This is a genomic window from Marinomonas rhizomae, from assembly GCF_024397855.1.
In the GTDB taxonomy this organism is placed as follows: Bacteria; Pseudomonadota; Gammaproteobacteria; order Pseudomonadales; family Marinomonadaceae; genus Marinomonas; species Marinomonas rhizomae_A.
In genome coordinates, this window is the sequence record NZ_CP073343.1 from 1,041,411 (window position 1) to 1,061,178 (window position 19,768).

The 19,768-nt window shown below is 41.8% G+C and carries 17 protein-coding genes; 8 read left to right on the forward strand and 9 right to left on the reverse strand.

Going from position 1 to position 19,768, the window contains the following annotated elements:
- Window positions 1-58: 58 nt before the first annotated feature.
- On the forward strand, window positions 59-268 hold the full coding sequence (locus tag KDW99_RS04820) for a hypothetical protein (protein ID WP_255828163.1): 210 nt from the start codon (window positions 59-61) through the stop codon (window positions 266-268).
- 98 nt (window positions 269-366) lie between these two features.
- Here the strand turns inward: KDW99_RS04820 and sbmA are convergent, their stop codons facing one another.
- Window positions 367-1,641, reverse strand: coding sequence for a peptide antibiotic transporter SbmA (gene sbmA, locus KDW99_RS04825; RefSeq protein WP_255828164.1), 1,275 nt, complete (start codon window positions 1,639-1,641; stop codon window positions 367-369).
- A 222-nt stretch (window positions 1,642-1,863) separates the two neighbouring features.
- Between sbmA and KDW99_RS04830 the strand changes: the two genes are divergently transcribed.
- Window positions 1,864-2,724, forward strand: a complete 861-nt coding sequence (locus KDW99_RS04830; protein WP_255828165.1) for a PhzF family phenazine biosynthesis protein — start codon at window positions 1,864-1,866, stop codon at window positions 2,722-2,724.
- A gap of 50 nt (window positions 2,725-2,774) precedes the next feature.
- Here KDW99_RS04830 and KDW99_RS04835 read toward each other — a convergent pair whose 3' ends face one another.
- From KDW99_RS04835 to KDW99_RS04850, 4 genes are all read right to left on the reverse strand, one after another.
- Window positions 2,775-3,911, reverse strand: coding sequence for a M48 family metallopeptidase (locus KDW99_RS04835; RefSeq protein WP_255828166.1), 1,137 nt, complete (start codon window positions 3,909-3,911; stop codon window positions 2,775-2,777).
- Window positions 3,911-5,059: a YjgN family protein gene (locus tag KDW99_RS04840; RefSeq protein ID WP_255828167.1), complete on the reverse strand. Its 1,149-nt coding sequence runs from the start codon at window positions 5,057-5,059 to the stop codon at window positions 3,911-3,913. Before KDW99_RS04840 ends, KDW99_RS04835 begins: the two co-directional genes overlap by 1 nt.
- 247 nt (window positions 5,060-5,306) lie before the next feature.
- On the reverse strand, window positions 5,307-6,542 hold the full coding sequence (locus tag KDW99_RS04845; protein WP_255828168.1) for an aspartate aminotransferase family protein: 1,236 nt from the start codon (window positions 6,540-6,542) through the stop codon (window positions 5,307-5,309).
- Between the two features lie 54 nt (window positions 6,543-6,596).
- Window positions 6,597-11,414 (reverse strand): NAD-glutamate dehydrogenase, encoded by a 4,818-nt coding sequence (locus KDW99_RS04850; RefSeq protein ID WP_255828169.1) that lies wholly within the window; start codon window positions 11,412-11,414, stop codon window positions 6,597-6,599.
- Between the two features lie 295 nt (window positions 11,415-11,709).
- Here KDW99_RS04850 and KDW99_RS04855 point away from each other — a divergent pair, with 295 nt between their 5' ends.
- From KDW99_RS04855 to KDW99_RS04875, 5 genes are all read left to right on the forward strand, one after another.
- Window positions 11,710-12,729 carry a GlxA family transcriptional regulator gene (locus KDW99_RS04855; RefSeq protein ID WP_255829255.1) on the forward strand — a complete coding sequence of 340 codons (1,020 nt, stop codon included), beginning with the start codon at window positions 11,710-11,712 and terminating at the stop codon, window positions 12,727-12,729.
- Window positions 12,730-12,879: 150 nt separating this feature from the next.
- Window positions 12,880-13,647 (forward strand): ABC transporter ATP-binding protein, encoded by a 768-nt coding sequence (locus tag KDW99_RS04860; RefSeq protein WP_255828170.1) that lies wholly within the window; start codon window positions 12,880-12,882, stop codon window positions 13,645-13,647.
- Window positions 13,648-13,724: 77 nt separating this feature from the next.
- Entirely contained in the window at window positions 13,725-14,483 is a 759-nt protein-coding gene (locus KDW99_RS04865) for a transporter substrate-binding domain-containing protein (RefSeq protein WP_255828171.1), read from the forward strand.
- Window positions 14,484-14,558: 75 nt separating this feature from the next.
- On the forward strand, window positions 14,559-15,248 hold the full coding sequence (locus tag KDW99_RS04870) for an ABC transporter permease (RefSeq protein WP_255828172.1): 690 nt from the start codon (window positions 14,559-14,561) through the stop codon (window positions 15,246-15,248).
- Window positions 15,249-15,251: 3 nt separating this feature from the next.
- Window positions 15,252-15,962, forward strand: coding sequence for an ABC transporter permease (locus KDW99_RS04875; RefSeq protein WP_255828173.1), 711 nt, complete (start codon window positions 15,252-15,254; stop codon window positions 15,960-15,962).
- 87 nt (window positions 15,963-16,049) lie between these two features.
- On the opposite strand, the gene KDW99_RS04880 is transcribed toward KDW99_RS04875, so the two are convergent.
- Window positions 16,050-16,388, reverse strand: coding sequence for a P-II family nitrogen regulator (locus KDW99_RS04880; RefSeq protein ID WP_255828174.1), 339 nt, complete (start codon window positions 16,386-16,388; stop codon window positions 16,050-16,052).
- Between the two features lie 128 nt (window positions 16,389-16,516).
- Between KDW99_RS04880 and KDW99_RS04885 the strand changes: the two genes are divergently transcribed.
- The gene (locus KDW99_RS04885; protein WP_255828175.1) at window positions 16,517-16,885 is read left to right on the forward strand and encodes a hypothetical protein; all 369 of its coding nucleotides are present in this window, start codon (window positions 16,517-16,519) and stop codon (window positions 16,883-16,885) included.
- Between the two features lie 76 nt (window positions 16,886-16,961).
- Here the strand turns inward: KDW99_RS04885 and hemE are convergent, their stop codons facing one another.
- The 3 genes from hemE to KDW99_RS04900 all read right to left on the reverse strand — a co-directional run bounded on the left by hemE (window position 16,962) and on the right by KDW99_RS04900 (window position 19,586).
- Window positions 16,962-18,062: a uroporphyrinogen decarboxylase gene (hemE, locus tag KDW99_RS04890; RefSeq protein WP_255828176.1), complete on the reverse strand. Its 1,101-nt coding sequence runs from the start codon at window positions 18,060-18,062 to the stop codon at window positions 16,962-16,964.
- Between the two features lie 218 nt (window positions 18,063-18,280).
- On the reverse strand, window positions 18,281-19,093 hold the full coding sequence (locus tag KDW99_RS04895) for a DUF2927 domain-containing protein (protein WP_255828177.1): 813 nt from the start codon (window positions 19,091-19,093) through the stop codon (window positions 18,281-18,283).
- Window positions 19,050-19,586, reverse strand: coding sequence for an NUDIX hydrolase (locus KDW99_RS04900; protein WP_255828178.1), 537 nt, complete (start codon window positions 19,584-19,586; stop codon window positions 19,050-19,052). The genes KDW99_RS04895 and KDW99_RS04900 overlap by 44 nt, the downstream gene beginning before the upstream one ends.
- Between the last annotated feature and the right edge of the window lie 182 nt (window positions 19,587-19,768).

The following is a 19,768-nucleotide window of genomic DNA, read 5'->3' on the forward strand; positions in this document are numbered from 1 at the left end:
TTGATCAATAATTAATCTACAAGTGCGGAGAACGTAGAGTAGATTTATAGGAGGAAAGATGCCAAGTATTAATGGTTTGAGTAGTCCTGCGATGGATTATGCTAGTGAAGCGTATAGTGCGAGCTTATCTAAAGTAGCTCAGCAACAAAAAGCGGAACAGGAGCTTACTTTATTAGAAGAAGCTGCGAAAAGTGTTACGCCTGCGGCAAGCAGTGGATCACATACGACGACCGATAACTTGGGTCAGAATATCAACATTAATGTTTGATGTATTGTCTTAAAACCGTAAAAAAACGAGAGCCCCATCAAATAGCACTTATGATGGGGCTTTTTATTATGTAAACAGAACTGCAAGACGCTTAAATTCTAGGTTCCGATAAAATTTTGATCTTCTTCTGGTAGTGGTTGATTGTCGATAACCGCTTCAAATGCTTTTAGACGCTTGTAGATAGAGAGCAGCTCTACAATGGTTGTCCAAGAGTTGACCAAGTATTGAAAGGAGTTCTCTACCTGGCTGAATGCATTATTGATTTGTTGAAATATCCCAAAAGTGATGGCGCCAGCAACAATAGAAGGGCCAAGCGCGATCATTGGTACAAGAACACTTGCTTGTAAGTAGCCGTAACGGACCACGTTAAAATACAAGTAGTTGAAGTAGAGAGTGAAGTAATTTTTGCGAACATGATCGAACAGTTCTTTCAATGTAGCTGGGTCTGCTCTATCTTCTCTATCTTCTCCATACACCAGTTCTTTCCGATATGCCGCCTCAACTCGTTGATTTTTAAATTCCAAGCCAGGGAGTTTGATACCTGCTATTGCGAGAAGTACCGTCCCGATAATAGACCAAAATAATGCGGTAAAAACTAATGCCTGTGGTACTTCTCCGATAAAGGGAAGCTCTTTGACGTAGGAGGAAAGTCCCCACAAAACAGGTAAAAAAGCGAGTAAAGTCATAACTGAACTTATCAAACGAACTCCAAGGCCTTCCATTATGCTGGCAAAGCGCATGGTGTCTTCCTGAATACGCTGTGATGCCCCTTCAATGTGTCTAACTTGTTGCCATTTGGAAGAGTAATATTCCGTCATAGAGGTTCTCCAACGGAAGATGTAATGGCTTACAAAGAAACTCTTAAGTACCACTAGGGTTATGTGAATTGAAGCAATACCAAAGAATACGTAAATCTGAGAAAAGTAGTCATCCATAGTAATTGAATTTGGTGTTGTTAAGGCTTTTTGGACGAGGTTATAAAAATCGCCATACCAACTATTCAGCATGACGCTAAGTTGCACGCTAAACCACGTCGTAAAAATAATTAAGCCAGACCCCATTACTGACCATTTTGCCCATTTATGTCCACCGTAGACCATCCAGATCCCAATAAATAACCCATAACACACTGCTATGTATTGATAGAGCCATACGGTTAACGCTGTTTCTTGGGTACTTTGAAAGGCGGCTTGGGCGGCGGCATCAGCACCTTCGGCTAATGCTGCTGGAAAATGCACGCCAAATAACGAGCCAAGGCTTAATACGCTGCCTAAATCTTGGAGTTCTAAATACCAGCCAATGACACATACAAGTGCCCAGATGACAAAACTGAGAAAAAAGAGCTTGGGTTTAGGAAAGAAAGATTGAAACACGTTGTTGTTTCTCTATGTTGGTTAATCGGTTTAGGTGAGTAAGCCATTGATATACGCAGGTTTAGTTAATGGCGAATGATCGGAGCTTAAACCAGTGAGGTGATAATGACAATCAAATGCCGATACTGGAATCAGCAAAAAAGGCGATAATGCATTAATCAATGAGTCATTTTAATTATAATAAGACACTATATTGCAAGCTTAAGACAATAGGAAAATTACATGACACAAGTTGAGTTGTATTTGATTCGAGCTTTTTCTATTGCTGGAAAAGGTGGGAATTTAGCCGGCGTGGTTTTAAACGCGGATACGCTAACGGATTTGCAAAAGCAGTCTATTGCTAAGCAAGTCGGTGTGTCAGAAACCGCTTTTGTTTGCCAAAGCGATAAAGCTGATTTTCAAGTGTCTTTCTTTACTCCAACTGTAGAAGTTGATTTTTGCGGTCATGCGACTCTGAGTGTGTTTTGGTTGTTGCATCATTTACAGTATATTTCGGCTGGTAGTTATCAGCAGGAAACCAAGGCTGGTATTTTATCTGTCGAGATAGAATCACAAGGGGATGTTTTGATGAGTCAGAATTTGCCTGTGTGGTGGGGTGAATACAGTGCAGAAGATATTGCGCCCATGCTAGGTATTCAGCCATCACTGATAGCTCAGACGGGCTTGCCTGCTCAGGCGATTTCGACAGGGTTAGTTGATTTAATGGTTCCCGTTCCCTTCGGCTTGCTGGATAATCTCGACATTGATAATGATGCAATAACTCGTTTCTGTGATCAGCATCATTTTGTTGGTTTTCATGTCTTTGAAATGAATCCACCAGAATCTTCTTATGCCGCAAGTTGTCGAAATTTTGCACCGGCGGTTGGTATTCCTGAAGAATCGGCTACTGGCAGTTCGAGTGGCGCGCTAGCCTGTTATTTGCATCGTCATTTTAGTTATCAGCAGGCTATTTTTGAACAAGGACGGGCAATGGGAATGCCATCGCGACTAGTGACTCAATTAACAACAGAAAATGAATTGTTAACTCAGGTTCAAGTTGGAGGCGAAGCGGCGTTCTTTAAAAAATTGATATTAACTTGCTAAGCCCTTGGTAGTATAAATGACTTTTGTATTTATTTGGTGATTGGGAAGAGTTAGTTTTCTGGGGGCGGGCAGCTTGTTATGCCATTGTCAAAACAGGCTTGGTAATGTTCCCCCATGATGATTCGCTTTTTGGAACTTGGATGGCTAGATATAAAGTCGGACAAATTGTTATCGGCTTTTGTTTCTTCTATCTTAGAAGTTGGATTACTGTCTCTTCGCTCCACTTTTCCAATAGAGTCTTGCTCCATTGTAGTTAATATAGCGCCTAAACTGAAAGGGGGAATACCTGCTTTTATCGCATGTTCATAAGCAAAGCGGTCTGCTTGTGTTTCATAATGTCTAGAATAGGTGTTGCTGACAAGAAATGAACCAATACCAACACCAAAATCGGCCACCGAGCTGGCATCTCCTAAAATTAAGGATGAAATAACTGTCATTATACTACCTGCGATTACTTTCTTTAAGGCATGGCGGTCAACGATATGCCCCATTTCATGTAGTAACACGATATCCATTTCATTGTCATTTTGTACCAGTTCGACAAAGCGATCAGTAATAATAATATTGCCATTGGGCAGAGCTAAAGCATTAGCTATGCTGTCTTTTCCATTTAATGGCCAACGGCGAAAATGCAATGAAAAGCTCGTTGCATTATTTGCTTGATATAGAGGAGCAATGTCTTCTTTAAAATGCTGAAGGATTTTTTCTTGTGTTGATTTGGGGAGTTGGCTTGGTTCTAAAATGCTGGAGTCTAGAAACTGCAAAGCATAGCTGGATAGGGCTTGGTTAGCAGAATCAGGAAGTGCTTCTGCAATGATATTACTGACGGCGGGTAATCCCCATTTGATACCTGAAAAAAATAGTCCAGCAATAATAAAAACACTTAAAACTACTAAAGATAAATTTTTCTCTAATTGATGGATAAAAACCATGAGACCAGTAGATTTGGTCTGTTTTTTTAACGATTGGTCTATTTCGTCATTCGCCTTTGTTTCAAAGACGCTGCCATCTTTAAGTGTTATTTTACGTGCAATATTGCCTAGACGGTCAGAAATTTCCAGTTCATCAAATTTGCCCGTCATAGAAAAATGGTCTTCAGCGTAAAGCTGAAAACCATTTTCAGAGATGTGCAATTCAGCAGCAAGAGATTTTGCACTTCCTGCCAAATAAAGCTTGCCATTGATCATTAAAAAACGAGACCGCCAATATCTGCATTAAAAGCGTCACCAAGCTCTTCTCCCAGTGGGCCTTTGTTATCACTCTGTGTGCTGATGAATTGGTCAAAACCTTGATTAGCCTGAACACTGACACTCTCTATGGAGTAACGATAGAGTCGTATCGCGGCCCATGGGTAAGCTAAACCTAGAGTGCAGATAAGTAACAATAAATTTGTGGACATAACGCCAAAGTATTTATTTGTCGTGAGTGTCGATTCAAATGTAATTGAATTATCCAATATAGTTTCGTTTAAAAGGTATACACGTTGGTGTGCTTTTACATAAGCAAGTGCATACATGCTTATGCTGAGAAGCATTAAATAGAATATTACCAAGCTATACACAATGAAGCTGCTTGGCCTTGCGCCCTGTCCAAGCTCGCTGATGTTTTGTATTAGTGAATTAACTTGGTTTGAGCTTATGCTGATATAAGCTATACCTGAAAAAATGATTGCAGCCGCCAGTGCAAGCAGTAAAAATATTCCTGCTGCTTTAAAAAAAATAATTAAAAAAGGCTTGAATTCAAGCTTACTGTTAACCTTACCTTGACCAAAATTAATGCCATTTAGAATGTAGTTATTTATCACTTTGCTGGTTATCGCAAGATAAGTAGGGTAAGCCGCAACGGTTAATATAGCTGCTAGCCAAAACGAAATTGAACCTGCTAAAGATACTGCGCCAATAATGACTAATAACATACCGATAGGATAAGCCAGTAATGCGATATAAGATCCAGAAAGCTTGCCGTTGAAACCAAAACGAACATTACGGTAGCTTGACATACTGAGATTAAACTTTATTGAACGCAAAATAATCCAAGGTAAGGCTGCAAGGAGGACTACTGGTAAAATGATTCCCAGTATAGCATTCGCTTGGCTTATGATTGTGTATAGAATAAATAATGCTATGGCGATAATGAAACTGAAGAACAGTTGTTTGCCCGTTGCGTGGTATTCAAAGTTTGCATTATCAAGTTCTGTATTGCCATAGAAGTAGCGCAATGTTCGAACTTTAGCCCATGGTCTATATAAACCTAGTGTAATAATTGTCAGTAGAATATTCACTATCCAGATTTTGAAATATTCTGAACCAGATCCATTGAATTTAAGTGGAGTCATTTCCTTTTTACCCTCTTATGCAGATATATCTTAAAATTTTCGGCGATATTATCGTTATATTAAGCTTCATTCAATCTTTTATATGTAAATGATTAGTAAGGGAATATGTATTATTTAATACTTTTAATCAGATTTACCTTTTTTAATGTGGTATTAAGGAAACTAGATAAGAGTTTTTTCGCGGATGCAATATTTAAAAATCGGACCTAAGCCCGATTTTTAATTGTTTTGTCTAGTGCTGAATAGTTTATGCAGCTTTGTTGTTTGCCACTACGGTTGCGATGGCTTTATCCAGTCGAGCAAGTCCTTCGGCAATGTCTTGTTCTGGAATGATCAAAGACGGAGCTAAACGTAGTACGTTTGGACCAGCGACTAGGGCAAATAAGCCTTCTTCTGCTGCGGCTTTAATAATCTCACCGGCTTTACCAGTAAGGCTGTCCACCATTTCGGCACCGATTAGTAGTCCCATGCCACGAATGTCTTTAAAGACATGATATTTTTCGTTAATGGCTTTTAGCCCTTCAACAAAAAGGTCATGACGTTTTGCAACACCACCTAATACTTCAGGTGTGTCGATGATATCAATAACCGCTTCAGCGATGGCGCAAGCCATTGGATTACCGCCATAGGTGCTGCCATGAGTACCAAAAGCTAAGCTTTTTGCTGCTTTTTCTGTGGCTAACATGGCGCCAACAGGGAAGCCGTTACCTAATGCTTTTGCGGTTGTTAACACATCTGGTTTTACGCCAAGTTGCTCGTAAGCGTATAGCGTACCTGTACGGCCTACACCGGATTGAACTTCGTCATAAACCAATAGCGCATTGTATTGATCACACAATTCACGTACTTGCTTGGCAAATTCAACGTCAGCTGGGATGATTCCGCCTTCACCTTGAATGGGTTCCATAACAACGGCACAGGTTTTATCGCTAATAATCGCTTTAAGTTGCTCAATATCATTGTAGTCACAATGTTTGATGCCACCAGGCGTCGGCTCAAAACCTTCTTTGTATTTTGCTTGACCGCCTACAGAAACGGTAAACAAGGTACGACCATGGAAAGATTTATAAAAGGCGATAATTTCGTGCTTTTCTGGGCCAAAATTATCAAACGCGTAACGACGAGCGAGTTTAAAAGCAGCTTCGTTGGCTTCTGCGCCACTGTTAGCAAAGAAAACTCGATCGGCAAAGGTCTTTTCAGTCAACTTTTTCGCCAATCGTAGCGCTGGTTCGTTAGTCATAACATTGGATAAATGCCAAAGTTGTCCAGCTTGCTCGCGCATAACATCGACTAGGGTCGGGTGTGAATGACCCAATGCAGTAACAGCAATACCGCCTGCAAAATCTATGTATTCTTTGCCTTCTTTGTCCCATACGCGAGAGCCTTCGCCACGCACTGGAATAATCGCAGAAGGTGCATAGTTTGGAGTCATTACTTCGTCAAAGGTTGCTCTCGTTACTTGTTGCGTCACTTTTCTATCCATCCTAAAAAAAGACCTCTTAAAAATAGGTGGCTGCAATAGCAGCCACCAGTTGGTTTATATCAGATTTCTCAACTCACGAATAGCGACAGTTACCATAGCAAGCGTTAATTCGCTCTCGGCTTTTATTTCACTAAAAGTCGCGCGGTAGTGCTTGATGCTGTCATTATTTGATTCGCGCCAATGAGTCAGACGTTGCTCCAGTTTCTTGATATCGACACTGGATTGAATGACTTCTTGGGTGAGTGTTCTTAAGCTATTATCCACTTCGTCGCCTAGACCCGCTTTTGCACGACGCTGCCACATATCGTCAGCCGATAGCTCGCTAACTTTATGACGCAACCAATGCAGCTCTAAGTCCATTTCAAGGGCGAAGTAGGTTTGAGCAACATCCAGTACTTCGGTATCGGTATTTGCCGCGACGCGAATAATGTCTAATCCGTAGAATAGGTAGTGTAGAGACGATAGTCTTTCCGCTACCTCTGCTGGGATGTTTTGCTCAACAAGGTTGGCAGCAATATCGGCCAGATGCGCTTGACTGGATTCAGTCAAAATTGCCTGCATGTTGGCTCTAATCACTTCAACACCTGGTTTGTAAGTGTCTTTCAAACGCTGGATCGATAAACTCTCACGAGTGTTACGCAATAGCCAAAGGGTTGCTCGCTCTAGAAGTCCTTGAATACGAATCAGCAAACTATTTAAAACCGTGTTAGAGACGGTAAAGTCTAGTTCGTTGATTGCATCCCAAAGTGCTGGAATACCAAAAATGTCTTCCGCTGCCATGTATGCACGCACGACATTCAAAGAAGTCGCACCAGTTTCTTCTTGCATGTAAGTGCTGAACGTTGGCCCCATGCGGTTGCCTAGGTTGTTTGTCACATGTCCTGCGATGATTTCTTGAATCAACGGATGTGACGCCATTTGGCCGCCGAAATGCTTGGTTAGCTGGGTTGGGAAGTATTCATTGATTTGAGTGGTCAAATCGACGTCTTCGCCAATACCGTCTTCTACTAATTGCTCAGACAGTTTGATTTTTGAATAAGCTAGCAGGACAGAAATTTCTGGACGCGCTAAGCCTAAACCTTTGTTTAAGCGTTTTTTGATTTGTGTATCGCTAGGCAAGTACTCTATTTCACGATTCAAACGACCTTCACGGACAAGAGATTGAATCAAACGCCAATGATCTGTTAAACGTTCTGGTGCTTGTGCGTTTGCCAAAGACAATACATGACTTTGGCCACGGTTATGTCTTAATACCAGTTTACCCACTTCATCGGTCATTTCTGCGAGCAAACTATTACGTTGTTTCTCGGTCAGGTCACCGTTCTCGACCACGCGGTTAAGTAAGATCTTAATGTTTACTTCGTGATCCGAGCTGTCTACACCCGCAGAGTTATCTATCGCATCGGTGCTTATCAAGCCGCCTTTCTGGGCAAACTCAATACGACCCAGTTGAGTTAAACCTAAGTTACCGCCTTCACCAACAATTTTACAACGAAGCTCTTTACCATTTACGCGTAATCCGTTGTTAGCGCTATCGCCTGCATCAGCATGGGACTCGCCTTCGGATTTAACGTAGGTGCCGATACCGCCGTTCCAAAGTAGGTCAACTGGGGCTTTCAGAATGGCGTTGATCAAATCGGTTGGTGCCATGGATTTGATATTGCCCTCGATGCCCAAGGCTTTGCGAATATCTGCATTGATAGGGATAGATTTCGCAGAGCGATTGAAGATACCACCGCCTTTTGAAATAAGTTCTTTGTTGTAATCTTCCCAAGAAGAACGAGGCAGTTTGAACATACGCTCACGTTCGACAAAAGATGTCGCGGCATCTGGCGTTGGGTCGATAAAGATATGCATGTGGTTAAATGCCGCGATAAGGCACGTATGTTTCGATAACAGCATACCGTTACCAAAGACGTCACCTGCCATGTCACCGACGCCAACAGCGGTAAAGTCTGTGGTTTGGCAATCAACTCCGATCTCTTTAAATTGACGCTTAACGGACTCCCAAGCGCCGCGAGCCGTGATACCCATTTTCTTATGGTCGTAACCGTTAGAACCACCAGAAGCAAAAGCATCGCCTAACCAGAAGCCATATTTCGCAGATATACTGTTTGCCAAGTCAGAGAAGGTGGCTGTGCCTTTATCGGCTGCGACGACTAAGTACGGGTCGTCTTCGTCATAGCGAAGCACGGATAGAGGCGGAACTACTTGGTTTTGCACTAGGTTGTCAGTAATGTCTAGCAAACCGCTAATGAAAGTAGTGTAGCAGTGTATAACTTCTGCTTGTACTTCTTCGCGAGATGCGTTCTTTTTAAGCTGCTTGGCAACGAAACCACCTTTTGCACCAGATGGTACGATAACGGCGTTTTTCACCATTTGTGCTTTTACTAGGCCAAGTACTTCAGTACGGAAATCTTCCATACGGTCAGACCAGCGCAAACCACCACGAGCGACTTTACCGCCACGCATGTGAATACCTTCTACCCAAGGTGCATAAACGAATATTTCGAACTTCGGTCTTGGTAATGGTACGGCTGGAATTTGAGAAGGGTCCAGCTTGAAAGAAACATAGTCTTTTACTTCGCCTTCAGTGCCTGCTTGATAGAAGTTTGTGCGCAGCATGGCTTGAATCACAGAAAGGTAGTGTTTCAGAATGCGGTCTTCATCTAAGTTGGCAACTTGGTCCAATTCTAGATCGATTTTCTCAAGCAGTTTTTGTACTTTTTCATCTCGCTTTGCTTCTTGGCTAGGATCGAAGCGTTGTTCGAATAATTGAACCAAAAGGCGAGCGATACCAGCGTTTTTCTCTAGGGTTTGTTGCATGTATTGCAAAGAGAAAGGCACTTGAAGTTGCATTAAGTACTTGGTTAAAGCTCTTAACATGGTGACTTGGCGCCATGTCAAAGAAGCACTTAGTACCAAAGCATTGAAACGATCATTTTCAACACGGCGGCTGAATACTTGATTGAAGGCATCTTGGAAGGCTTCACGTTGAGAGTTCTTCTCAAGGTTGATGTCCGCATCCACGCTGATGGCAAATTCAACCACCCAGGTGTTCGCCGTACCATCACCATTTTGATCTAACTCGTATGGGCGAGCCTCTAGTACACGTAGCCCCATGTATTCCAAAATCGGTAGCACGTCTGACAAAATGAGCGTTGTGCCAGCGCCATATACTTTGAAGAAGTAATTGTTTTTGGTTTGTCCAACCTGACGGTAGATGTGTGTTGAAATATCGCCTTCACCAGCCAGTTGATTTAAACGCTCAATGTCTAAAACGGCGGCATTAGGAGAGAAGTCCTCACGGTAAGCCGCTGGCAGATAAGGAACGTAATCATTGAACATTTGATTGCCACTTTCTTCGCCATGACTCTTGTGAAGTGCACTTAAGAGTTTGTCTTCCCATGAGCTCATTGCATCCTGCATTTTGCGTTGGATGTCTTCTGCGTCGATAGTTGGACTTTGCTTAGGATCGGCAATTTGAATGGTGAAGTTCACACGAGCTAAAACAAGCTGTGAGAATTGCACGTTAAATTCAGAGCTGGTGCCGTTGCATGCGCTCATTAAGATGTCTTGCATCTTCATACGCAATTCCGTGTTGTAACGATCGCGAGGCACGTAAACTAAAGCGTTTAGGAATCGACCATAAATGTCTTTACGCAGGAATACGCGCAACTGACGACGTTCTTGAATCGCTAGAATGCTTTCGATGGTAGTAAAAAGCTCATCAACAGGTGCTTGTAACATCTCATCACGTGGGTAGCTGTTTAAGATGTGCTTAAGGTTTTTACCCTTATGGCTATTTGGGTCCACATTGGCTTTTTCGACAATGACATTCAATTTCTTGCGCAATAGTGGAATGTCTTGCAAGCGAGCAATATAAGCAGCTGAAGAGTACAGACCAAAGAAACGCCATTCGCCAATCACATTGCCTTTTTTGTCGAAACGTTTTACGCCAAGGTAGTCAAGGTGGACAGGGCGGTGAACGGTAGAAACCGCGGTTGATTTGGTCAACACAAGAATGTTGTTGCTATCAACGGCCAATTTGGCAAGGTTGTCTTGTAAAACAATGTCGCGTTTTACTTTCTTGTCGTTGATGTCTCGGAACGTACCCAGGCCTGAGCCTTCAACCAATTTAAGGTGTGTTTCGTCTCCTTCCACTGAAAGATCGTAAGCGCGGAAACCGATAAAGGTGAAATGGTCATTGGCAACCCAGCGCAAGAAATCCAGAATTTCTTGATGTTCTTCGTTCTTTTTTAAGTGTGCAAGTTGTTCAGATTCACTAATAATATCGCTTAACTTAGCCTTCATTGTTGGCCAATCAGCGACGGTTTTCTTCACATCGACTAAGCTCTTAAGTAGCTCTTCTTTAATCTCATCAAGTAAGTTGATATCAGACAAGCGGTCGATTTCAAAGCGCATCATTGCTTCGTGTGATGTTGAAGACGGGTTGATACCTTGTAACTCGCCTTTTTTGTTACGGTCGACTGGAACCACTGGGTGCGCAGTCAAATGAATAGTGTGGCCAAGACGAACCAGAGCCATATTGAAAGATGAAACAAGGAAGGGCATGTCATCCGTTAGGATTTCGATAACGGTATGAGTCGATTGCCAGCTATGTTCTTCGTAGTTCGGATTGTAGACACGAACTTTAGGTTGGTTTACTGGGCGTTGTTGGATGAAATCCCATAGACAAAGAATGGTGCCATATAGGTTTTCGATAGATTCATTGGCCAAATCTTCCGTTAAAGAGTCCTGGAAGTAGAGGTGGGTAAGTTGAATCAAGTTGTTCGCTTCTGCTGTGCTAAAGTTTTCGTTTATTTCTACTTCAACACGTTCGATCAATTCATTTTTTTTGTAATCAGTCATTAGAACTCATCCCTCATGAGTGGTGTTCTTAATAAAACTAGTAGTTAATGCAATTTTGCGAAAGTATTCTGTTTGGACTCTGGATATGATTATTATGAAAATTTCACTCCTTTCATAGTTACTAACTTATCAAATTGCGACATATTGTTGTGATGTCTGGTTAATTGGACTAAAAAAGTCTTGCTCAATACGAAAAAAACCTTTGTTATCCATTTTAAACGAAATAAACTCCTTTTTTGCCTATAGTTCGCAGGATAATATTTTGTACAAGACCGAATTCGCATCAAGAGAAATCATGCAGGCAAGTAAAAAGCCACAAAAGTACGGCTTTTTGCTCTTGCCTCATTATTCTATGCTGGGTTTTTCTTCCGCCATTGAAACATTGCATATGGCAAACTGGGTGGCGGGAAAAGAGCTTTATTCTTTTTGTACCATTAGCCATGAAGTAAGGGAGATCCCTTCAAGTACGGGGGTTGTAACTCTTTCAGACTACCTGACAAGTGACGCGCCAAACGATTTAGACGCGATTTTTGTTTGTGGTGCATCGCCAGTGATAAAAAACGAAAGTCAGACTTTAGAAAATTGGATAAAAAAACAAGCAAAAAAACAGGTTGGGCTTGGTGGTGTGTGTACAGGAAGCTATTTATTGGCAAAAGCTGGCCTGTTAGATGGTTATCGTGCAACGATCCATTGGCGCAGTTTGGCTAACTTGCGAGATGAATTTTTACAGACGATCGTTTCTAATCATCTTTTTGAAGTCGATCGAGACCGTTATACTTGTAGTGGTGGTACAGCCGCGATGGATATGATGCTTTTTCTAATAGGTAAGCAGCATGGTATGACGCTCGCTAGTAGTATTTCTGAGCAATTTGTATGTGAGAGAATTCGCACGCATGAAGACCCGCAAAGAATACCTCTTCAAGCTCGTATAGGCACAGGTCAGCCTAAGCTTGTTGAGGCTGTTCAGTTAATGGAAGCCAATATTCAAGAGCCCTTATCATCGGATGATATTGCTTATCATGTTGGCGTTTCTAGGCGACATCTAGAGCGTCTTTTTAAAAGTAATTTAGATATTGTGCCGTCGCGCTACTATCTTGAATTACGCCTACAGCATGCTAAGCAGCTGATCATCCAAACGGATAAAGCGATTACCGAGGTTGGTCTGGAGTGTGGATTTGGGTCTGCGCCCCATTTTAGTACAACCTACAAAGGTTTTTTTGGAATTACACCAAGAGAAGAACGTAATAAAATACACAATAAAAGCGCTGCCCCTGTCCAAATGGACAAGAAAAAGAGGCGACTTTGGAAAAAGTAACTTAAAATACGGGTTACATTGTTCTTGGCGTGATTCTTGTATTCTACTTGGTTGTGCAAGTTGATTGTTTATTAGCTAGTCGTCAATTAAGTGTTTCGTTGTTATTACGGCAAAAATAATAAGTTCATACAATAAAAGAAGGTATAAAACATGTCGAAAGTCCCGGCGTTAGAGCTCATTGATATCCATAAAACGTTTGGTGATATTGAGGTGTTGAAGGGGATTTCCCTAAAAGCTTACGATGGTGACGTCATTTCTATTCTTGGTTCTAGTGGCTCAGGTAAAAGTACTTTTTTACGCTGTGTTAACTTGCTTGAGAATCCCACCCGTGGCGATATCCTTTTTAATGGCAATAAGCTTGATTTGATTCAAGGTGAGTCTGACTTAGTCGCCAACAATATGAAGCAACTTACGCAAATGCGTCAGCAGATTGGTTTTGTTTTTCAAAGCTTTAATTTATGGCCGCATATGACCATTTTACAGAATGTGATGGAAGGGCCTCTTCACGTTCTAAAACGTCCTAAGCATGAAGTCGCAGAATACGCTGAGCATTTATTGCGTAAGGTTGGTATTGCAGAAAAAAAGGACATGTACCCTAATCAATTATCTGGTGGCCAACAGCAACGTGTGGCTATCGCTAGGACATTGGCAATGGATCCTCAGGTAATATTGTTTGATGAACCGACATCAGCGTTGGACCCTGAACTTGTGGGCGAAGTGCTTAGCGTTATGCGCAATTTGGCGGAAGAAGGGCGTACTATGCTTATAGTGACCCATGAAATGAATTTTGCTCGTGAAGTGTCTAGTGAAGTTGTATTTTTACATCAGGGTGTGGTTGAAGAAAAAGGTACGCCAGATCAAGTGTTTGGCGCACCAAAATCAGAGCGCTGTAAAGCGTTTATATCCAGTGTGTTTTAGTTGATTGCTGTATAAAGCAACGACAAGATCAAAGTAAAATGACTAAATAAATAAACAAATATACTAAGGGGATTACAATGAAATTGAAAAAAATGGTTTTGGGGTCAGCGCTATTGCTAACAGCAGCATTTTCCGCTGTTTCCGTACAGGCTGCCGATAAAGTACGTTTTGTCACAGAAGGTGCTTGGGCACCATTTAACTTTATTGACTCAAATGGTAAGCCACAAGGTTTTGATGTGGATATTGCTCGTGCTTTGTGTGCAAAAATGGAAGCAGATTGCGAGATTCTAACTCAGGACTGGGATGGTTTGATTCCTGGACTTAAAGTGCGCAAATTTGATGCGATTATTGCGTCTATGTCTATTACAGAAGATCGTTTGAAGGTCGTTGATTTCACCAATAAATATTATTCAGGTGGCTTGCGTTTCATGGGGCGCGTTGGTGAGACATTTGATCTTTCTAATCTTGATGGAAAAACCATTGGTGCGCAGCGTGCGACTCTAGGTGCACAATATCTTGAAGATAACTTTTCAGGTAAAGCCAACTTAAAATTCTACGACAACCAAGATAATGTGTATCTAGACCTTGTTTCTGGTCGTTTGGACATTGTTCTATCTGATGAGTTACCAACGTATAACTGGTTGAAAACATCAGAAAGTGGTTCTAAATTTGAGTTTAAAGGCGATGCTTTCATGAAAACAGACAACATTGCTATTGCTATTCGTAAGGGTGATGACAAGTTGAAAGCGAAATTGAATAAAGCACTTGATGCTATTTTAGCGGATGGTACTTATCAGAAAATTAATGCTCGTTACTTCCCGTTCTCTATCTACTAAGCGTAGATATTTCTTAGAGTTTCTCGGCACAATAGTGCCGAGAAACCTACTTTAAGCTTACTCTGAGAAAAAACTATGATTGATCTTCATGGATTCGGTGATCAGCTGCTGCAAGGTGCTGTTGTTACCTTAGAGCTAGCGCTGGCTTCGCTGTTTGTTGGTTTGATTTTAGGACTATTAGGCGCCTCTGCTAAATTGTCCTCTATCGCAGTTATTCGATGGATCGCTAACGGTTACACCACAATTATTCGTGGTATTCCTGAGCTGCTAACCGTACTTATTATTTATTTTGGTGCCACCAGTGTTTTGATGGCGATAGCCGGTTTGTTTGGTTACGACGAATATATTGAAGTTGGCGCTTTTGCAGCAGGTGTTACTGCACTTGGTTTGACGTTTGGCGCGTATGCAACAGAAGTATTCCGTGGTGCTCTACAATCTATTCCGAAAGGGCAGCATGAAGCAGCAACCGCTTTAGGAATGGGGCCCATTCGAAAGTTTTACCGTATTATTTTGCCGCAGGTATGGCGAATTGCATTGCCTGGGCTAGGGAATTTATTTCTGGTTTTGCTAAAAGATACTGCTTTGGTATCTGTTGTTGGGTTAGACGATATTATGCGTAAGGCAAATATTGCTGTAAGTAGTACCAAGCAAGCGTTCCTGTTTTATTTGGTCGCAGCATTTATGTATTTGGCTTTAACCATTATCTCTATGGTGTTCGTTTCCTATATGGAAAAACGAGCGAGCCGTGGTTTGAATAGGGGATAATGTATGGATTTTTCGGTTGTTGTTGAATATTTTCCCCGTTTGCTCGAAGGGGCTTGGGTTAGTCTTCAGTTAGTGATTGTCTCTATTGTATTGGGTGGTGTTTTTGCTTTGCCGATTGCTTTAGCAAGGATTTCACCTATTGCATGGATCCGAGCAGTGCCTTTTGCTTATATCTTTTTCTTCCGTGGAACGCCGCTGTTAGTACAGATCTTTTTGGTATATTACGGCGCATCGCAATTTGATGTCGTGAGAGAAGGTTTCTTGTGGCCAATACTGAGAGAGCCATTTTGGTGTGCCATTATTGCCTTTACGCTAAATACCTCTGCTTATACCGCTGAGATTTTCCGCGGCGCGATTCAAGCAATTCCTGAAGGCGAAGTTGAAGCATGTAAAGTCATTGGTATGACGAAGTTTCAGATGTACCGACGTGTCTTATTACCTCGTGCTTTTGGTATTGTTCTACCCGCTTATGGCAATGAGATTATCTTGATGCTAAAAGGCAGTGCTTTGGCGAGTACGATTACGATTCTGGATTTAACAGGAATGGCGCGAACTATCATCGCAAGAACCTATACGCCGATGGAAATTTTCTTGGCGGCAGGTGCTATTTACTTGGTAATTAGCATTGTGATCATTGCAATTTTTCGTCAGATTGAGTTACGCCAAAATCGTTATTTGGGCACATTATCCATCAAGGTTCCTGATAAAGGTTGATCTGATAAACGTCACTAAAACAAAAAAGAGGCCTAGGCCTCTTTTTTGTTTTATAGCAACTAAATGCCTAAAATGGGTGGTAATAACTTAGATTGCTTCCGCGCCCGTTTCACCTGTACGAATACGGATTATTTGCTCTAGAGCCGTAACGAATATTTTTCCGTCGCCAATTTTGCCAGTGTTTGCGCTTTGTTGGATTGCTTCAATAGCGCGTTCAACTTGGTCTGTTTCTACTGCAAGCTCTAATTTTACTTTTGGCAGGAAGTCGACAACGTATTCTGCTCCACGGTAAAGTTCTGTATGGCCTCGTTGGCGCCCAAAACCCTTCACTTCAGTGACGGTAATGCCGTTAATACCAATTTCAGAAAGCGCTTCACGCACTTCATCAAGTTTAAAAGGCTTAACAATGGCCGTAATTAGTTTCATTTCTTTTCTCCATACGAATAAAGCATTAATTAGTCTAAAAATACCACTCTATTAAAAAAGTCGCTACAGGCTTGATGATTATGATCTACATTTAGTAAACATATCTTCATTGGAATGGAGTGCTTAAAATGAAAAAAATAACACCAAGTGAGCATTTTGTATCAGGTTCAGAGACTTTTTTTGCTGACGTTGCTGTTTTATTGTCTGACCGCGATGGCGTGCAATTGTCCAGTGTTTCTTCGCCTCAAAGCCTTGCTTGTTATCGCACTCAAGGCACGATTAATAATTTGCAGTTAAGGCTGGTGTTGATTCCGCTTGCTCATGATTTTTTACTTGGGCGCTTGTCTTGGTTGGACTGGCGTGGAGTCGATCACGTCTGTTGCTATGTGAACCAGACTTTCGATTGCTTGGTTATGACGTCAGATGGCATTTGGAAAAAACAGAATAAGAGTGCCGAAGCATTGTGTTTACAGGGGTTTGAAACGTTGGTTGCGTAAAATCATAAAGACCTTCGCCTAGTATCTGGGCGAAGGTCTTTATGATAAAGCTCTACCTATTATTGTTTATAAGACCTTAAAGGCCATTCAACTCATCTAGGTCATCATATTTAGGTTCGTGATATTTTCTTCCTAGTTCATGAACGGCATCGATCAAGTATTTTGGGTGATCTGGATTTACAAATTGGTGAATGCCATGGCCTAAGTTAAATACATGGCCGCTTCCTGTACCGAAGCCAGACAATACGTTCTCTACTTCGCGTTCAATGACATCTTTATCAGCATAAAGAACGCAAGGGTCAATATTGCCTTGCAGTGCCACTTTATCTCCGACACGAGCACGAGCTTCTGCAATGTCTGTGGTCCAATCCAAGCCTAGAGCATCGGCACCAGTTGCTGCTATGTTTTCTAGCCATTGACCGCCATTTTTAGTGAATAGAATGACAGGGATTTTTCTACCTTCATGTTCACGAATTAAGCCATCTAGAATCTCTTTCATGTATAGCAATGAGAACTGCTGATACATTGGTCCGCTTAACACGCCACCCCATGTGTCGAAAATCTGTAAGGCTTGAGCACCTGCTAAAATTTGACCGTTAAGGTAGGCGATAACAGATTTCGCGATTTTGCTGAGTAGGGCGTGTAGGGTTTCAGGTGAACGGTACATCATGGCTTTTATGTGACGGAAATCTTTGCTTGAGCCGCCTTCTACCATGTAGGTTGCCAGTGTCCATGGGCTGCCAGAGAAACCAATTAGTGGCACGTCACCATTCAAAGCGTGGCGGATCGTGGTGACTGCTTTCATTACGTAGTCTAAGTCGTTCGCTGTTGTAACAGGAATAGCATCCACATCGGCTTTGCTGCGAATAGTGTGTCTGAATTTAGGACCTTCGCCCGTTTCAAAATACAAGCCTAGACCCATAGCATCTGGAATAGTGAGTATGTCAGAGAACAAAATGGCCGCGTCTAGGTCGTAACGCTTAAGTGGTTGAAGGGTTACTTCGCAAGCAAACGCATCGTTTTTGCAAAGGCTCAAAAAGTCTCCGGCTGTGGCGCGGCTGGCACGGTACTCTGGTAAGTAGCGTCCTGCTTGTCTCATCATCCATACAGGTGTTGTATCGACAGGTTGTTTGAGTAATGCGCGCAAAAAGCGGTCATTTTTGAGCTCTGGAAACATTAGGACTCTCCGATATAAATTTTCAGTTGGCGCATTTTACCTAAGTTGGACAGGAAAAGCAGAGTGAATAAGCACAATTTATGGCTTGGTTATTGAAAAGGCTAATATTATTGATCTATGGCAGGGTTTGTCTGTGCCTATTTAAGACTTCTTTCGCCTATTAGGATCGTGCCTTTTTTCGTGAAAGGCCTTTAAATGATTGGCTGCGTATATAAAAATCAGTCGCCAAGATAGGTTTTAAGACTGTATTTTTGTACTCGTTGGGCGGCCTTTTCTATGTCTTGATTGGCATGTAGTTCAGCTAAAACTTTAGGAAAGGCGGCTTTTGTTTGTGCGACATCCATTCCTGGCTTGAGATGAGTAGAGTAAAGGGATTTAAGCAGTAAATAATCCAGAGGACTTAGGTAAGTATCTACACTAACGTCGTTAAACACAGAGGGAAAAACATCATTAGAGTCATTGGGAAGTCCGAGTAATTGCGTGATCTCTTCTACAATACAATCCAAAAAGCGCGCCTTTCTGCGTGCATAATCGACAGGAATAATGATGCTACCTTTGGTGATTTCGTATTTTCCATTACGGCTAAAGTTACCTAGGCAAATGGCTTCATTTAGCGCTGCACGAATTTTTTCTGGGTCACCTATGTATTGTCTGACTTTGTTTTCGATATTGTCATAGGTGGTGAAAATAATAAAAATATTGGCTTGTTTAGGGTCGTTGGTAAAGTCGATTGGCAGCCCTGTAATGTAGGCAAGGTGCTGTGCGTGGACGCTGAGTAATTCTTTTTGTAGGCTGGCGTCACCACTGTCGCTTTCAAAAAACAGCTTAATAGGTTTATTCCAGCGGATTAATTTAGGGTATTTGGTTTCTTTGTACTCACGCTCTAAAGCAATTTTAATAAAGCTGTCTTGTATGTAAGCATCGTTTTGCCAGCGTTCCTCACCTAAAGCGAATGAGGAGAGGAAAAAAACTATGAGCCAAAAAGGACTATAGCGGATCATCAGGCTGAGGCTGAGTAAGTTTGTTAGCATAATGTTGTAACGCACTTAACGAATCTGGCGTGAATGGTAAATTGTCAGTATTGTTTAATACGTCATCGATACTCATTTCATGAACAGAAGCGACTTCTTTAGGTTGTAAGGTTAGTTCGCCATGTACCGTTTCATCGTAGTGACAAGTGAAAATCTTCCCCCATATTTTAAAGCCTTCACCTTCGGTAAAAAACACACCTTGGCTTTCGAGCGGGGCATCAAATCCTAGTTCTTCTTGCAATTCTCTATGGGCAGAATCAATGTAGGATTCGCCCTTTTCAACCACGCCACCAGTCGTCACTCCGTAAAAACTTGGACAAAAAGCCTTGTCGTCGGTTCTTTTTTGAATGAGTAAATTTCCTGCCGTGTTAAAAACCAATATATAAGTGACACGATGAAAGTCTCTGCCAAAGTTCATTAAGCGTCGTGGCACATCGCCAATTATCTTGTTATTTTTATCGACTAAGATAATGACTTCGTCATTTTCGGGCATAAAATACTCAATTAGAAAGTGAATCTGGTAGAAAGCAAAAGGGTATCGGCATTTGTCTTGAAAGAAAAGCCTTCTTACTCATTAAAGAATGCAGAGTAACTCAAGATAATAAGCCTACTAGAGCGTGTAGGGTGTCGAGAAAGCGACCTGTTTTTGCGTAATAGCTACGGCTTAGCATTATT

Coding starts and splice junctions, on each gene's coding strand:
- KDW99_RS04820 (WP_255828163.1), top strand. CDS start 59: ATGCCAAGTATTAATGGTTTGAGTAGTCCTGCGATGGATTATGCTAGT.
- KDW99_RS04840 (WP_255828167.1), bottom strand. CDS start 5,059: ATGACTCCACTTAAATTCAATGGATCTGGTTCAGAATATTTCAAAATC.
- KDW99_RS04895 (WP_255828177.1), bottom strand. CDS start 19,093: ATGCTAACAAACTTACTCAGCCTCAGCCTGATGATCCGCTATAGTCCT.
- KDW99_RS04855 (WP_255829255.1), top strand. CDS start 11,710: ATGCAGGCAAGTAAAAAGCCACAAAAGTACGGCTTTTTGCTCTTGCCT.
- KDW99_RS04870 (WP_255828172.1), top strand. CDS start 14,559: ATGATTGATCTTCATGGATTCGGTGATCAGCTGCTGCAAGGTGCTGTT.
- KDW99_RS04850 (WP_255828169.1), bottom strand. CDS start 11,414: ATGACTGATTACAAAAAAAATGAATTGATCGAACGTGTTGAAGTAGAA.
- KDW99_RS04880 (WP_255828174.1), bottom strand. CDS start 16,388: ATGAAACTAATTACGGCCATTGTTAAGCCTTTTAAACTTGATGAAGTG.
- KDW99_RS04830 (WP_255828165.1), top strand. CDS start 1,864: ATGACACAAGTTGAGTTGTATTTGATTCGAGCTTTTTCTATTGCTGGA.
- KDW99_RS04900 (WP_255828178.1), bottom strand. CDS start 19,586: ATGCCCGAAAATGACGAAGTCATTATCTTAGTCGATAAAAATAACAAG.
- hemE (WP_255828176.1), bottom strand. CDS start 18,062: ATGTTTCCAGAGCTCAAAAATGACCGCTTTTTGCGCGCATTACTCAAA.
- KDW99_RS04865 (WP_255828171.1), top strand. CDS start 13,725: ATGAAATTGAAAAAAATGGTTTTGGGGTCAGCGCTATTGCTAACAGCA.
- KDW99_RS04875 (WP_255828173.1), top strand. CDS start 15,252: ATGGATTTTTCGGTTGTTGTTGAATATTTTCCCCGTTTGCTCGAAGGG.
- KDW99_RS04885 (WP_255828175.1), top strand. CDS start 16,517: ATGAAAAAAATAACACCAAGTGAGCATTTTGTATCAGGTTCAGAGACT.
- KDW99_RS04845 (WP_255828168.1), bottom strand. CDS start 6,542: ATGGATAGAAAAGTGACGCAACAAGTAACGAGAGCAACCTTTGACGAA.
- KDW99_RS04860 (WP_255828170.1), top strand. CDS start 12,880: ATGTCGAAAGTCCCGGCGTTAGAGCTCATTGATATCCATAAAACGTTT.
- KDW99_RS04835 (WP_255828166.1), bottom strand. CDS start 3,911: ATGATCAATGGCAAGCTTTATTTGGCAGGAAGTGCAAAATCTCTTGCT.